Origin of the sequence: Pseudomonas sp. BF-RE-25 (assembly GCF_019956105.1) — a bacterium.
Lineage (GTDB): Bacteria > Pseudomonadota > Gammaproteobacteria > Pseudomonadales > Pseudomonadaceae > Aquipseudomonas > Aquipseudomonas migulae.
In genome coordinates this window covers 69,979-84,846 of sequence record NZ_JAHBDB010000002.1, presented here as the reverse complement: position 1 = coordinate 84,846, position 14,868 = coordinate 69,979, and the positions used below count along the sequence as shown (strand labels likewise).

Here is a 14,868-nt window from a genome sequence, read left to right as displayed (position 1 = left end):
GAACCTGGAATGCAGCCTGTTTGCCTTTCGGTCTGGCGCTTGGATATCCAATAATCAAGGAGCAGAGTCATGAACCTGAATCGTTTCAAACGCTATCCGTTGACCTTCGGTCCTTCGCCCATCACCCCCTTGAAACGCCTCAGCGAACACCTGGGCGGCAAGGTCGAGCTGTATGCCAAGCGTGAAGACTGCAACAGTGGCCTGGCCTTCGGTGGCAACAAGACGCGCAAGCTTGAATACCTGATTCCCGAGGCCATCGAGCAGGGCTGCGACACCCTCGTGTCCATCGGCGGGATCCAGTCGAACCAGACCCGCCAGGTCGCCGCCGTTGCCGCACACCTGGGCATGAAGTGCGTGCTGGTCCAGGAAAACTGGGTGAACTACTCCGATGCCGTGTATGACCGCGTTGGTAACATCGAGATGTCTCGCATCATGGGCGCGGATGTACGACTGGACGCCGCCGGGTTCGACATCGGCATTCGCCCCAGCTGGGAGAAGGCCATGAACGATGTGGTGGAGCGCGGCGGCAAACCGTTTCCGATCCCGGCGGGCTGTTCCGAGCATCCGTATGGCGGTCTCGGCTTCGTCGGTTTCGCCGAGGAAGTCCGCCAGCAGGAAAAAGAGCTCGGCTTCAAGTTTGATTACATCGTGGTCTGCTCGGTGACCGGCAGCACCCAGGCGGGCATGGTGGTCGGGTTTGCTGCCGACGGCCGTTCGAAAAACGTCATCGGTATCGACGCTTCGGCCAAACCGGAAAAGACCAAGGCACAGATCCTGCGGATCGCCCGGCACACCGCTGAACTGGTGGAGCTGGGGCGTGAAATCACCGAGGAGGATGTGGTGCTCGACACACGGTTCGCCTATCCGGAATACGGTTTGCCCAACGACGGCACGCTGGAAGCCATCCGCCTGTGCGGCAGACTTGAAGGCGTGCTGACCGACCCGGTGTACGAAGGGAAATCCATGCACGGGATGATCGAAATGGTTCGCCGTGGCGAGTTCCCTGAAGGCTCGAAAGTGCTTTACGCACACTTGGGCGGGGTGCCTGCGCTGAATGCCTACAGCTTCCTGTTCCGTAACGGCTGATCACAAACCTGTAGGAGCCGGCTTGCCGGCGATGGCGGCCTTGAAATCGATGCAGAACCAACGGGCCTCATCGCCGGCAAGCCGGCTCCTACAGTGGATTGTGTTGTTCACATTTACGTGTCTGTCACCGAACCCTTGTAGGAGCCGGCTTGCCGGCGATGGCGGCCTTGAGATCGATGCAAAACCCACGGGCCCCATCGCCGGCAAGCCGGCTCCTACAGGAAAGGGGACAACGTTCAATCGCCAGGAGTAGCGCCATGCATGCGATATCGCAATCCGCCGTCTGGATCAAGGAACCTTCGGCGGATGCCGGGGTGGTCATCGTGACCAGTGCCGCGTTGCCCAAATACATGATCGACCAGCTGCACGTGGCCATCGACGACTGGGATCAGGTGGCTTACCTGGCCGTCAAGCAATGCAGGGCATTGATGCTCGACTGGTTGCGGGTCGGGTCCAGCCCCGAGCAAGCGTGCGATGCCCGCCAATTGCTGCGCGGCGTGTGCAAAAGCAGTTTTTTACTGGACGTCGAAGTCGGCACGGTGCCGGGCCTGACCTGGCTGGGATCCGTCTGCGGTCACTCGCTGCGCGTCGTCGACCTGGGAACCGTCGCCTCAACCCACGCAGCGATGGATCGACAGGTGGACGCCGTTTTGTTGGCGACCCGGAGCCTGGCGAAAAGCGTGCTGCAGGAGCGCTACGTCATTTAGCGGATGTCTTCACCCGCTCAATCAAACACACCCAATAAGAAAGGCAACGCCTATGAGCCGATCTGCCGACCGTCGTAATAACACCAGGAAATGGATGCGCGAGCCCTCAAGTGGCACGCGCATTGTGGTGATCACTGCTGGACTGGGAAGTGAACATCTAGAGTTGATTCACCACAGTTTCAGTTGTTTTGAAAACATTGCACTGATGCAGGTTGATGTCGCGCCGATGAGCGCTGGAATGTTTGAAGCGCACACATCCACCTGTGATTACTGCCTTGTGGTGGCTGGCGAACTGGATAAGCGCTTTTTACGCGATTTGCCCAAGCGCAGAATCAATATTTACCCGATAGCCCGGGATGCCCGGACCGAGCGCTCCGTCATCGAAGCGGTCGAGCAGGTCAAAAGCCTGGCCCGGTCAAACCCTCCACCGCGCATTGATAACGAATCAGCCTTTTGCAGGAGATGCCCATGAACCCGTCCGATCTTCATGCCCAGTTACCCGGCCAGACCACGGAAGATGCCGAGGAAATCGCTGAGTGGCGCGATGCCTTGCTATCGGTCATCGCCCACGGCGGTGCCGGGCAGGCCAGGCAGATCATGGACATGCTGGTGACGCTGGCCAGCACCTGCGAGATGAATTGGCGGCCCCGTCACGGCACGCCCTACATCAATACCATCAGCGTTGAGCAGCAGCCGGTGTTCCCGGGGGATCTGGCGCTCGAAGAACGCCTGGCCTCGATCATGCGCTGGAACGCGTTGGTCATGGTGGCGAGAGCCAACCAGGCCTACGGGGAGCTTGGCGGCCACATCGCCAGTTACGCGAGCGCCGCCGATTTGTTTGAGGTGGGCTTCAACCACTTCTTCAGGGCACGCACAGAAACCAGCGGCGGCGATCTGGTGTTCTACCAGCCGCACTCGGCGCCGGGGGTCTATGCACGGGCTTTTCTGGAAGGCCGTCTCGAAGAGAAGGACTTGCAGCATTACCGGCAAGAGATCGGCGCGCGCGCCAATGGCGCCCGGGGCCTGTCGAGTTATCCGCATCCGTGGTTGATGCCGGACTTCTGGCAGTTCCCGACCGGCTCGATGGGCATCGGTCCGATCAGCTCTATCTACCAAGCGCGTTTCATGCGTTACCTGGAACACCGCGGCCTGCAAGACACCGCCGGGCGCACCGTTTGGGGGGTGTTCGGCGACGGTGAAATGGATGAGCCGGAAAGCATGTCGGCCCTGACGCTGGCGGCACGCGAAGGGCTGGATAATCTGGTGTGGGTGGTCAACTGCAACCTTCAGCGTCTGGACGGTCCGGTGCGGGGCAACGGTCGCATCATCGACGAGCTGGAGGCGCTGTTCGGTGGGGCCGGCTGGAACGTCATCAAACTGGTCTGGGGCTCTGACTGGGACGGACTGTTTGCCCGGGATCACGACGGCGCGCTGGTCAAGGCCCTGTCCGCCACGGTCGATGGCCAGTTCCAGACGTTCGCCGCCAAGGACGGGCGTTTCAACCGCGATCAGTTCTTTGGCCAGAACGAGGCCCTGGCACATCTGGCCCAGGGCCTGACCGATGAACAGATCGACCGCCTCAAACGCGGTGGCCACGACGTGGTGAAGATTTTCGCCGCCTACCAAAGCGCGATGCGCGAGGGCAGAAAACCCACGGTAATTCTGGCGCAGACCAAGAAAGGCTTCGGCATGGGCGATGCAGGGCAGGGCAAGATGACCGTGCACCAGCAGAAGAAACTCGACAAGGACGCGTTGATCGCCTTCCGTAACCGTTTCAATTTGCCGTTGACCGATGAACAGGCGACCTCGCTGAGCTTCTTCAAACCTGACGACGACAGCGCCGAAATGCGCTACCTGCATGAACGTCGCCGGGCATTGGGCGGCTATATGCCGTCGCGGCCCACCACGTCGACGTCCTTGGCCGTGCCCGACGTCAACAGCTACGCGGGGTTCGCCATTGCCGCCGAAGGCAAGGAAATGTCCACCACCATGGCGTTTGTGCGGATGCTCAGCGGTTTGCTCCGGGATAAACAACTGGGGCCGCGCATCGTGCCGATCGTGGCCGATGAAGCGCGCACGTTCGGCATGGCCAGCCTGTTCAAGCAGATCGGGATTTATTCCAGCGTGGGTCAGCGTTATGAGCCGGAGGACATCGGTTCGATCCTGAGTTATCGCGAAGCCCTCGACGGGCAGATTCTCGAAGAGGGCATCAGCGAGGCCGGGGCGATCAGTTCCTGGGTAGCCGCCGCGACCAGCTATTCGGTGCATGGCCTGCCGATGTTGCCGTTCTACATCTACTACTCGATGTTCGGCTTCCAGCGCATCGGCGACCTGATCTGGGCGGCGGCGGACCAGCGGGCGCGCGGGTTTCTGCTCGGCGCCACGGCGGGACGCACGACGCTCGGCGGTGAAGGTTTGCAGCATCAGGACGGCAACAGTCACCTGATGGCGGCGATGGTGCCCAATTGTCGGGCCTACGATCCGGCGTTTGCCGGCGAGTTTGCGGTGATTCTCGATCACGGCATGCGCCAGATGCTGGAACGTCAGGTCGACGAGTTCTACTACGTCACGCTGATGAACGAAAACTACCCGCAGCCCAACCTGCCCGAGGGCGTCGAACAGGCAATTATCAAGGGCATGTACCTGTTCGCCCGGCATGAAGTCGAGGATGCACGCGGCAGCGTTCAGTTGTTGGGTTCCGGCGCGATCCTGCTTGAAGTGATCGCGGCAGCCGAGCTGCTGGCCAGTGACTGGAACATCGACAGCGAGGTCTGGAGCGTCACCAGCTTCACCGAGCTGGCCCGTGAGGCCCGTGAGGTGGAGCGCTGGAATCGCCTGCATCCGGGACAACCGGCGCGGCGCAGCCACGTTCAGGAATCGCTCAACGACACGGCGCCGATCATTGCCAGCACCGATTACGTGCGTGCCTTGCCCCAACTGATCGCCAGCTACGCGCCGGCGCGTTACACGGTGCTCGGCACCGACGGTTTTGGCCGCAGTGATACCCGCAGCCGGTTGCGCGCGTTTTTCGAAGTGGACCGCCATCAGATCGTCTTGAGTGCCCTGACGTCACTGGTTCAGGACGGGCGCCTCGATGCCGGCGTGTGTGCCGAAGCGATTGCGCGCTACGGGATTGATGTTGACGCCATCGCGCCTTGGGACGCTTGAAGCCGGGCTTCAGGTCGAGTCGAATTTTCAGGAAATGGTCATGAAGAATGTGCATGAAGTGCGAATGCCCGACATCGGCGATGCCAAGGATGTCGGTGTCATCGAAATACCGGTCAAGGCGGGCGATGCGGTGGTCGAAGGGCAGACCCTGATCATTGTCGAGACCGACAAGGCGTCCATGGAAATTCCATCGCCGCACACGGGCGTGTTGCAATCGTTGGTGGTCAGTCTGGATGACAAAGTCAGCGAGGGATCGCCGATTGCCTTTATCGAGAGTGAAGGACTATCGGCGGCGCCGGCACCCCGCATCGAGCCCGTTGCAACGCTCATAGTGCCTCAGCCGATTGCCTCGCCAGGGTTGCTCATCGAAGCGGTTGATCCGCCAACGGACTTGCCGCTGGCATCGCCGTCGGTTCGCAAGTTTTCTCGAGAACTGGGTGTTTCGCTCAAGGCCATTCAGGGCACTGGCCTGCGTCGACGCATCACCAAGGACGACGTGTTGGCCCATGTGAAAGGCGCACTGACAGTAACTGAAACCCGTGCCCAGCCGTTGGGCGGATTGCTGCCCTGGCCGGTGGTGGATTTTGCCAAGTACGGGCCGGTGGAAACCCGGCCACTGTCGCGCATCCGCAAAATCAGTGGGGCCAACCTGCATCGCAATTGGCTGATGATTCCCCACGTGACCAATCACGACGACGCGGATATCACGCAACTCGAACAGTTCCGCGTGCAGGTGAACAAGGAAAAGGCCGGCAGCGGGGTCAAGTTGACGTTGCTGGCGTTGTTGATGAAAGCCTGTGCGGGCGCGTTGAAAAAATTCCCGGAGTTCAATGCCAGTCTCAACGGCGACGAATTGGTGTTGAAGGGTTATTGCCACATCGGTTTTGCCGCCGATACACCCGAAGGGTTGGTCGTCCCCGTCATCAAGGACGTCGATCAGAAAGGGGTGCTGGCGATTGCCCGGGAAATGTCGGCGCTGGCTGAAAAGGCGCGGGCGGGCAAGTTGAGCGCTGCCGAGATGAGTGGCGGCTGCTTTTCAATCTCGTCGTTGGGCGGCATTGGCGGGACGTATTTCACGCCGATCATCAATGCGCCGGAAGTCGCGATTCTCGGGGTGGGCAAAAGCATGGAGCGACTCGCGCTGGAGGGCGGGGAGGTTGTGACGCGCAACATGCTGCCGTTGAGCCTGAGTTGGGATCATCGCGTGATCGATGGCGCGGCGGCGGGGCGTTTCAACGCCTATCTGAGCAGTGTGCTGGCGGATTACCGCAGGCTGGTTCTGTGAACGGGGGGACGGTTTGTCGGGTTCGTTCAGCCACTTGAACATACAAATTCCCCAATCGCGGACACAATGCAGATACATGAGTGCGGTTTGATGAGGTCGTCCAACACCACAAAGAGGCTTTTGCCATGTTCCGCAAACTGCAGCTTGCCGCCAGGTTCCTCAGCCAGAGCACGCGCCTGATGGTGGGCGTTCCGGATTACGACAACTACGTCGCGCAGATGAAGCTGAATCATCCGGACCAGCCGGTCATGAGTTATTCAGCATTCTTTCGCGAACGTCAGGAAGCACGCTACGGCAAACGCAGCTGCACGACGCGGTGCTGCTGAACGCCGATTGAACGGCGGCTGCCGAAAAGCCTCGTCCTCATTGAGAGGGCGGGGCTTTTTGCGTTACACAGAGCCGAATTGAGGGGCCGGCACACCGAGTGCTAGAACGAGCAGTTCGCGCCCTGAAGCACTACGCGTCCAAACTGCGCATTGTCGTCCAGCGGCGTCACGGCCAGCAGGTGATCCAGACGGATCTCCTGTGGGCCGCCTGCCGTTTCAACGCAGAGAAATTCTTCTTTGTCGCTGGACGTCCGTGTCGTCAACGCTTTGGCCGTCAGGCTTGTGCCATCCATCAACTCGATATGCAGTCGATAACCGCGCAGGCAGGCAATCTCGAGATAGTCGTGCAGATCGCAATCCAAAGGCTGATACGTGTTCATGGCATGACTCCTGGCAATCTTGACGTTTGATGATGCAGGGTTGGCCTGCAACATAGAATCTCCCGCATATTTTGTGCAAGCCCCGCAATCCCTGTGGGAGTGAGACCGGCTTGCCGGCGATGAGGCCCTTACAAACGCAAACAATCGCGCTCCGTGCTCAGCTGTCGCGTGACTAGACTAACCAGGGTTATCGAACGGCAGGGGCGACAATCGTGGCGCTACTCTTATGGACTCATTGATCACAGCCGCAGCGCGGGCGCTTGCGGCAGGTGATCCGCTTGGCGCGCTGGACCGGGTGGCGTTGCGTGACGATGCGCCCGCGCTCGCGTTGCGCGGCATCGCCATGGCGCAGCTCGGCGATCTGGTTCGGGCGAAAGCGCTGGTGAAAAGCGCCGCGCGCGCATTCGGGCCGAAAGAACCGTTGGCACGGGCGCGCTGCGTGGTGGCCGAGGCCGAAATTGCGCTGGCTTCGCGTGACCTGGGCTGGCCAGTGAAGGCGCTCGAAACGGCACGCCTGACGCTTGAGGCCCACGGGGATCGAGTGAACGCCGCTCACGCGCGGTATCTGCAGATTCGGCGATGGGTGCTGATCGGTCGGCTCGACGAGGCGGACGTTCTGTTGGCCGCGCTGGATCCCGCACCGTTGCCGCCGGTGCTGCGCGCCGCCCATGAATTGGTGGTGGCGGGGATTGCCATCCGCCGCCTGCAATCGCAAACAGCCCGGCTTGCCCTGGCGAGGGCCGAACATGTCGCACGCGAGGCGGGTGTCCCGGCGCTTATCGGCGAAGTCGAAAACGCCGTTAACGTCCTGAATTCCCCGGCAGCGCGCCTGATCGCCCATGGCGAAGAGCGACCGTTGTGGCTGGATGAAGTTGAAGCAGTGCTCGGCTCGACCGCGTTGGTGGTGGACGCCTGCCGTTATGCCGTGCGTGGCGTCGGCATGTCGGTTTCCCTCGCCAGGCGCCCGGTGTTGTTCACCCTCGCTCGTGCGTTGGCCGAAGCGTGGCCGGCGGACGTATCGAGGGAAACCCTGATCCGCCGGGCGTTCCGCCTGAAGCTGTCGGACGAGTCCCATCGAGCGCGCTTGCGTGTCGAAGTCGGGCGCTTGCGTTCGGCGCTGAAACCCTTGGCGGGCGTCATCGCCACTCAACGCGGGTTTGCACTGGTGGCGCTGGTTTCATCTGACGTAGTGGTGTTGGCGCAACCGGTCGAAGAACGACACGCGGCGCTGTTTGCCTTGCTCGCCGACGGCGAATCCTGGTCGAGTTCGGCGCTGGCGTTGGCGCTCGACACCAGCCAGCGCACGGTGCAACGCACACTCGACGCGCTGGCGGCGGCCGGCAAAGTGCAGCCATTCGGACGTGGCCGGGCGCGGCGCTGGATGACCCCGCCGGTACCGGGTTTCGCGACGACCTTGTTACTCCCGGCGCCACTGCCGAGTGACTAGGATGAACGCCACGAACCCCTGAAGAGGTAGCCGAGATGAAACACTCAACCGCAGAAATCCTCCGCGAATATGGCCCGTTCGCCGGTGTCGACAGCGTGCATGGCGTGACCTGGGACGGTGAGCGCGTCTGGTTTGCCAGTGGCGAAAAACTCATCGCCCTCGACCCGGCCAGCGGCAAGACCCTGCGTTCAATCGACGTCAGCGCCGATGCAGGCACGGCCTTCGACGGCCAGCACCTGTTCCAGATCGCCGCCGACCGCATCCAGAAAATCGACCCACAGACCGGCAAAGTGCTCAACACCATCCCGGCACCGGGTGGCGGCAACGACTCCGGGCTGACCTGGGCTGAGGGGACGCTGTGGGTTGGCCGCTATCGCGACCGGAAGATCCACCAGATCGACCCCGAGACCGGCGCGATTTTGCGCACGATCGAGTCCAACCGCTTCGTTACCGGCGTGACCTGGGTTGACGGGCAGCTGTGGCATGGAACGTGGGAAGGGGATGAAAGCGAGCTGCGCCGCGTGGATGCCAAAACCGGGGAAGTGCTGCACAGCATCAGGATGCCCGCTGGTGTCGGCGTGTCGGGACTTGAGTCCGATGGCGGCGATCAGTTCTTCTGCGGCGGCGGTGGCAGCGGGAAGGTGAGGGCGGTGCGGCGGCCAGCGTGACGCATCACGCTGGCCGTGGTGTGACCGGCCTCAAGGCGCTCCAAACAACATCGTCCAGTAAACCCCTTGGTCACTGCGCGCGTCCGTCGCGTAGGCGGCGCCCACTTGGGTGAACAGCGGGCTCATCAGGTTGGCGCAATGTCCGGGGCTGGCGAGCCAGCCTGCCATTGCCTTGCTCGGTGAGCCTTGGCCCGCGGCGATGTTTTCGCCGATCTGGCGGCCACGGAATCCGGCAGCCCGCGCCCGGTCGGCAGGCATGTCGCCGTCGGGATCGCGGTGTGCGAAGTAATTTCCATAGGCCATTGCCTTGCTGTGGCCCTGCGCCGCTGCCCCGAGGCTGGCATTCCAGGCCAGTGGCCGGGCGGCGGCAAAGCGCTGGCGCCCACAGAGACGCGGTTTTGCCCGCGCGGCGTTGACCTGGGCGAGCAACGCCTTGCTGACGGCTCGCGCGTCGTTCATTTGACTGTCCAGCACCGGCCGCGCCAGCACCACTTGCCATTCGCTGCGGCTGCGGCTGACGCCGATATCGGCGTATTGGCTATCCAGCAATGCCGAGCAGTAATCGCTCTGCAGCAGGTCGAAGGCCTCTTCGGCATCCTGCGCGCCGACCACGCGCAGGCTACGCACGGTCACTGCCTGATAACCGGACGCTTTCAACCGGTCCCGCAAGCCGCCGCCGTAGCCGACCGGCAAGGCCAGATTCGATTTCAGCGCCAGCGGTGCCAAGCGTTGGGCGGGACGCCGCTCGCAGCGCTGTGGGTGGGCGCGGTAATCGTTGATGGCTTCCACCAGTTGCCGTTCCGCGCCAGCGTGGGCGGGGAGGGTGGTAATGGAAAGCAAGGTAAACAGGCACAGCGAAGTCAAGCGCAAGGCGTGGGCGGTTTGGCGCATGGGGGACAGCTCTGAAGAGTTGGCGGCGGTTAGGGGAGGAATTGGCGCCGCTGTAAGACTGGAGAGTTGAAACAAGGTTCACGGGGCAGGAGCGCATATTTACCGCCGACTTCGTGTGTCCGACGGACGTACCTTCAAATGCCCCATCCCTCGCGCACAGCCGTGCGAATCCCTTCCAGCAACATCGCAAACGCCGGGTTGTCATTGTTCTCACGCCAGATCAGATGCAACTCGCTCTGCACACCTTCCCCCAGGTCGATATCGCGAAACACCACGTTCTTGAACACCACGCTGCTGGCACACCGTGGCACCAGCGCCAGGCCCATGCCGGCGTTGACCAGCGCCAGAATGGTCAGCGACGAACCCAGCCACTGCACGTATTCCGGGGCGACGCGGGCCGAGCGCAGCATGCCGGTCAGCAGTTCGTTGAACGGTGGGTAGGCGGCGTGGGAGTACATTAGAAACGGTTGCGCATCGAGGTCTTTGACCGACACGGTTTCGGCGCTGGCCAATCGATGATGGCTGGGCACGGCCAGGACAAACGGCTCGCGCACCAGGCATTCGGTGGCATACCCCGGTTCCAGCAATGGCGCGCGGACGATGCCCAGGTCGATTCGGCGGGCGCGCAGGGCTTCGTGCTGCTGGTAGGTATTCATCTCCGACAGGTCGATTTTCACGTGCGGTTGCTTGAGGCGGGCTTCGGCGATGACCTTGGGCAGGAATTCATACACCGCGCTGCCGACAAAACTGATGTTGACCGTGCCGATATCGCCCTCGGCAAAACGCCGGGCGGTGGCGGCGGCTTGCTGGGCGCGTTCGAGCAGGTTCTGCGCTTCGATGAAAAAGGCGCGGCCGGCAGCCGTCAGGGCGACGCTGCGGGTGGTGCGGGTGAACAGCTCGACGCCCAGGTGATGTTCCAGCAGCTGAATCTGTCGGCTGAGCGGCGGCTGGGTCATGTTCAACCGTTCGGCGGCGCGCCGGAAGTTCAGTTCGGTGGCCACCGTGGTGAAGCAGCGCAGTTGGGTCAGTTCGAACATTGATCTAATCCAGGTATCAATCGAATGCCAAGTTAGATTAGACGGGATCAATGTCGGCGTCCATGATCGGCGCGTCCCTAAAAAAACAATGAACGGGAGTCGCCCCCTTGAATACCCTCCAGAGTCCGCCCGATCCAACTGTGCTCGCCCGCGCAGCGGCCAAGGTGAAGCGCCAAGTGCTGCCGCTGTTCGTGGTGATGTTCATCGTCAATTACATCGACCGGGTCAACATCGGCTTCGTGCGCAGTCACATGGAAACCGATCTCGGCATTGGCGCCGCAGCCTATGGCCTCGGTGCCGGGCTGTTCTTCATCGGTTACGCAATCTTCGAAGTCCCCTCCAACCTGCTGCTGCAACGCTACGGCGCCCGCGCCTGGCTGACGCGCATCATGTTCACCTGGGGCGCAGCGGCCATGGCCATGGCGTTCGTGCGCGGCGAAACCAGTTTCTATGTGCTGCGCTTCATCCTCGGCGCGGCCGAAGCCGGGTTCTTCCCCGGCATCATTTATTACTTCACCCAATGGTTGCCGTCGACCGAACGCGGCAAGGCCATGGCGATCTTCCTCAGCGGCTCGGCCATTGCCTCGGTGATTTCCGGGCCGGTGTCCGGTGCGCTGTTGCACGTCAGCGGTTTCAGCCTGCACGGCTGGCAGTGGATGTTCCTGATCGAAGGCTTCGCCTCGATCGTGCTCTGCGGGTTTGTCTGGTTCTGGTTGCAGTCCCATCCACGCCAGGCGAATTGGCTGAGCGAGGAAGAAAAGGACGCACTGGTGGGCGCCATCGCCCTCGAACAGCAGGCCCGCGAAGCCACGCAGACGGTCAAGCCGTCGATGTTCAAATTGCTCGCCGACAAGCAGATCGCACTGTTCTGTTTCATCTACTTTTCCATTGCCCTGACCATCTACGGCGCGACGTTCTGGCTGCCGAGCATGATCAAGAAAATGGGCAACCTCGGCGACTTCCAGGTCGGCCTGTTCAACTCGATTCCGTGGATCATTTCCATCGTCGCGATGTATGGCTTCGCCGCCATGGCCAGCAAATGGAAATACCAGCAGGCATGGGTCGCCTTGACCCTGGTGATCGCTGCGTTCGGCATGTTCATGTCCACCACCGGCGGGCCGGTTTTCGCCTTCGTCGCCATCTGTTTTGCCGCGATTGGTTTCAAGGCTGCCTCGGCACTGTTCTGGCCTATTCCACAGGGCTATCTGGATGCGCGCATCGCCGCAGCGGTGATCGCGTTGATCAATTCCATCGGCAACCTCGGCGGCTTCGTCGCCCCGACAGCGTTCGGTTTCCTCGAACAAAAAACCGGCTCCATCGAGGGCGGTCTCTACGGGCTGGCGGCCACCTCGCTGGTGGCGGCGGTGGTGATCTTTTTTGCCCGCACCGCCCCGCGTGGTGATCCCATTCGCGTGTTGAGCGGCCAACCTGCCAACGTCGCAGTGCCAGAAAAAACAGCCAGTCATCAAGCCTTGAGCTCAGGTCCAAAGGGAGCAGCCTCTTGAAAATCAAACGAGTCACCGTCACCCCCATCGCTTTCCGTGATCCGCCGCTGCTCAACGCCAGCGGGATTCATGAACCGTTCGCACTGCGTTCGATCATCGAGATCGAGAGCGACAATGGCTACATCGGTCTGGGTGAAAGTTACGGCGATGCGCCAGCGCTGTTGATCCAGCAGCAACTGCAATCGCAATTGATCGGTCTCGATCCGTTCGACCTCAATCAACTGCGGCGCATCGTCCAGGCCACCGTGGCGGCGCACAAACCGGCGAGCATTGCCGGCGCGGAACTGGCACCGGGCTCCCATGCCAGCAAAGCGGTGAGCAATGCGTATTCGGCGTTCGAAGTGGCGTTCCTGGATTTGCAGGCGCATTCGTTGAATGTGCCGTTGGTGGACTTGCTGGGCGGGGCGATTCGCGACGAGATTCCGTTCAGCGCCTACCTGTTTTTCAAGTACGCGCAGCATGTCGATTCACCGTACAAACCGGACAATTGGGGCGAGGCGCTGAACGAAGAGCAGATCGTTGCCCAGGCACGGCGGATGATCGAGGCCTACGGTTTCAAGAGCATCAAACTCAAGGCCGGCACGCTGCCGCCGGAGCACGAAGTGTCGTGCATCAAGGCGCTGAAAAAGGCCTTCCCCGGTTACCCGCTGCGGATTGACCCGAATGGCAACTGGTCATTGGAAACGTCGATTCGCATGGCTGAATTGCTGGGCGATGACCTGCAATATTACGAAGACCCGACGCCGGGCCTCGACGGCATGGCTGAGTTGCACAAGCGTACCGGGCTGCCGCTGGCGACCAACATGGTGGTCACCGATTTCGACGAGTTCCGGCGTAGTGTGGCGTTGAACAGCGTGCAGATTGTTCTCGCCGATCACCATTACTGGGGCGGGCTGCGCGACACGCAGGCGCTGGCGAAAATGTGCGACACCTTTGGTCTTGGCGTATCGATGCATTCCAACTCGCACCTGGGCATCAGCCTGATGGCGATGGCGCATGTTGCGGCCGCGGTGCCCAATCTGGATTACGCCTGCGACACGCATTACCCGTGGCAGGAGCCGGATGAAGAGGTGATCAAGGGCGGCAAGCTGCCGATCGTCGATGGCTGCGTGAAAATCACGCGCGCGCCGGGGTTGGGTCTGGAACTGGATCACGATCAACTGGGCAAATTGCATGACCAATACCTGACCTGTGGCATCCGCCAGCGCGATGACGTGAAGCAGATGCAGCGTTACAAACCGGACTGGAAGGCGGTCAAACCGCGTTTTTGAGCTCGGTCAGCAGGCGTTCTATCTGCGCCAGTTCCCAGGTGCTGAGCAGACTGACCGGGTCGGTGCCGTAACGTTGCCAATTATCGAACAGGCCCTCGCGGCCGTCCGGGCTCTGGCAGCGTTGGCAGCGGCGCAAGTGGTTGTCGTCGACGTCGAGGGTCAGCTGCCAACCCTCGATGTCGACCTGCACCAGACCGGATGCGGAAGGTTCGCCGATCAGCCGCAGGGGACGAACCTCCAGGGCGGCGTCGCGCAATAGCTGGTAAATCTCGCGGGTGGTCAACGGTGGCACGGGTGTCTCCGGTGGGCTCAGGTAAAAAATCGGCAACGACATCCAACCTGTAGGAGCCGGCTTGCTGGCGATAGCGGTGGGTCAGCCAACCTGTTTTTTGCTGACCCACCGCTATCGCCAGCAAGCCGGCTCTTACAGGGGGTAGTGTTCAGCTGGCTTATGGGGAAATGATCCCGTGGTCGATAGCGTACTTGACCAGCGCCGCCGGTTTGTCGATGTTGAGTTTGCGGCGGATGCTCAGGCGATGGGTTTCAACCGTGCGCACGCTGATGTCGAGGTCACGGGCCATTTCCTTGTTGTTCATCCCCTGGGCCATTTTGTACAACACCTGGCTTTCACGCGGCGTCAGCTCGTTGTCGGTACTTTTGTCAGCAATGAGCCGCTGGGCAATTTCCGCGCTGTAGAACGTGCCGCCGCTGGCAATGGCTTCGATGGCGGCGATGATTTCCCGTGACGGCGCGTTCTTCAGCACATAGCCGCTGGCCCCCGAACGCACGGACTCGCTCACGTATTCATAATTGTCGTACATGCTCAGCACCAGCACTTTGAGCGACGGGTACTGGCTGCGCAGCAATCGGGTCAGCTCCAGCCCGTTCATGTCCTTGAGGCTGATGTCGACCAGCAGCAGGTCAGGCTGGCAGCGTCCGACCATCTCGATGGCGTCCGCGCCATTCTCGGCTTCACCCACCACTTCCAGCGGGGCCATGACGGACAGCAGCGCCTTGATCCCGTCGCGAACCAGGGAGTGATCGTCGACCAGGGCGACGCGGATCGGGGAGGGCAGGTTAATCACGGGCATTCACTC

The 14,868-nt window shown here is 61.6% G+C and carries 15 protein-coding genes; 10 read left to right on the top strand and 5 right to left on the bottom strand.

The window, feature by feature from the left end; all coding sequences use genetic code 11:
- Positions 1-69: 69 nt before the first annotated feature.
- The 6 genes from KGB24_RS01065 (at position 70) to KGB24_RS01040 (ending at position 6,572) form a co-directional block, all read left to right on the top strand.
- On the top strand, positions 70-1,086 hold the full coding sequence (locus KGB24_RS01065; RefSeq protein ID WP_008045265.1) for a 1-aminocyclopropane-1-carboxylate deaminase: 1,017 nt from the start codon (positions 70-72) through the stop codon (positions 1,084-1,086).
- A 257-nt stretch (positions 1,087-1,343) separates the two neighbouring features.
- The gene (locus KGB24_RS01060; protein WP_223413722.1) at positions 1,344-1,793 is read left to right on the top strand and encodes a transketolase; all 450 of its coding nucleotides are present in this window, start codon (positions 1,344-1,346) and stop codon (positions 1,791-1,793) included.
- A 52-nt stretch (positions 1,794-1,845) separates the two neighbouring features.
- The gene (locus tag KGB24_RS01055; protein WP_223413721.1) at positions 1,846-2,265 is read left to right on the top strand and encodes a hypothetical protein; all 420 of its coding nucleotides are present in this window, start codon (positions 1,846-1,848) and stop codon (positions 2,263-2,265) included.
- Complete coding sequence (mdeB, locus tag KGB24_RS01050; protein WP_223413720.1) at positions 2,262-4,961, top strand: alpha-ketoglutarate dehydrogenase; 2,700 nt, start codon at positions 2,262-2,264, stop codon at positions 4,959-4,961. The genes KGB24_RS01055 and mdeB overlap by 4 nt, the downstream gene beginning before the upstream one ends.
- 40 nt (positions 4,962-5,001) lie before the next feature.
- Complete coding sequence (locus KGB24_RS01045; RefSeq protein WP_223413719.1) at positions 5,002-6,246, top strand: dihydrolipoyllysine-residue acetyltransferase; 1,245 nt, start codon at positions 5,002-5,004, stop codon at positions 6,244-6,246.
- Between the two features lie 125 nt (positions 6,247-6,371).
- The gene (locus KGB24_RS01040; RefSeq protein WP_008033844.1) at positions 6,372-6,572 is read left to right on the top strand and encodes a YbdD/YjiX family protein; all 201 of its coding nucleotides are present in this window, start codon (positions 6,372-6,374) and stop codon (positions 6,570-6,572) included.
- Between the two features lie 101 nt (positions 6,573-6,673).
- Here the strand turns inward: KGB24_RS01040 and KGB24_RS01035 are convergent, their stop codons facing one another.
- Positions 6,674-6,952 carry a Rho-binding antiterminator gene (locus tag KGB24_RS01035; protein WP_223413718.1) on the bottom strand — a complete coding sequence of 93 codons (279 nt, stop codon included), beginning with the start codon at positions 6,950-6,952 and terminating at the stop codon, positions 6,674-6,676.
- A gap of 226 nt (positions 6,953-7,178) precedes the next feature.
- Here KGB24_RS01035 and KGB24_RS01030 point away from each other — a divergent pair, with 226 nt between their 5' ends.
- Together KGB24_RS01030 and KGB24_RS01025 are read left to right on the top strand one after the other, a co-directional pair.
- Positions 7,179-8,399 (top strand): helix-turn-helix domain-containing protein, encoded by a 1,221-nt coding sequence (locus tag KGB24_RS01030; RefSeq protein ID WP_223413717.1) that lies wholly within the window; start codon positions 7,179-7,181, stop codon positions 8,397-8,399.
- A 35-nt stretch (positions 8,400-8,434) separates the two neighbouring features.
- Positions 8,435-9,067 carry a glutaminyl-peptide cyclotransferase gene (locus KGB24_RS01025; RefSeq protein ID WP_008036364.1) on the top strand — a complete coding sequence of 211 codons (633 nt, stop codon included), beginning with the start codon at positions 8,435-8,437 and terminating at the stop codon, positions 9,065-9,067.
- Positions 9,068-9,097: 30 nt separating this feature from the next.
- Here the strand turns inward: KGB24_RS01025 and KGB24_RS01020 are convergent, their stop codons facing one another.
- Positions 9,098-9,958 carry a CAP domain-containing protein gene (locus KGB24_RS01020; RefSeq protein WP_008033859.1) on the bottom strand — a complete coding sequence of 287 codons (861 nt, stop codon included), beginning with the start codon at positions 9,956-9,958 and terminating at the stop codon, positions 9,098-9,100.
- A 134-nt stretch (positions 9,959-10,092) separates the two neighbouring features.
- The gene (locus KGB24_RS01015) at positions 10,093-10,995 is read right to left on the bottom strand and encodes a LysR substrate-binding domain-containing protein (RefSeq protein ID WP_223413716.1); all 903 of its coding nucleotides are present in this window, start codon (positions 10,993-10,995) and stop codon (positions 10,093-10,095) included.
- Between the two features lie 107 nt (positions 10,996-11,102).
- On the opposite strand from KGB24_RS01015, the gene KGB24_RS01010 reads away from it, so the two are divergent.
- Together KGB24_RS01010 and KGB24_RS01005 are read left to right on the top strand one after the other, a co-directional pair.
- Positions 11,103-12,500 carry an MFS transporter gene (locus KGB24_RS01010; RefSeq protein ID WP_223413715.1) on the top strand — a complete coding sequence of 466 codons (1,398 nt, stop codon included), beginning with the start codon at positions 11,103-11,105 and terminating at the stop codon, positions 12,498-12,500.
- Positions 12,497-13,771, top strand: coding sequence for a glucarate dehydratase family protein (locus KGB24_RS01005; protein ID WP_008033863.1), 1,275 nt, complete (start codon positions 12,497-12,499; stop codon positions 13,769-13,771). The genes KGB24_RS01010 and KGB24_RS01005 overlap by 4 nt, the downstream gene beginning before the upstream one ends.
- Here KGB24_RS01005 and KGB24_RS01000 read toward each other — a convergent pair.
- Together KGB24_RS01000 and KGB24_RS00995 are read right to left on the bottom strand one after the other, a co-directional pair.
- The gene (locus tag KGB24_RS01000) at positions 13,755-14,063 is read right to left on the bottom strand and encodes a hypothetical protein (RefSeq protein ID WP_223413714.1); all 309 of its coding nucleotides are present in this window, start codon (positions 14,061-14,063) and stop codon (positions 13,755-13,757) included. The genes KGB24_RS01005 and KGB24_RS01000 overlap by 17 nt on opposite strands.
- Positions 14,064-14,220: 157 nt before the next feature.
- Positions 14,221-14,853 (bottom strand): response regulator, encoded by a 633-nt coding sequence (locus KGB24_RS00995; protein WP_017339266.1) that lies wholly within the window; start codon positions 14,851-14,853, stop codon positions 14,221-14,223.
- Positions 14,854-14,868 lie beyond the last annotated feature (15 nt).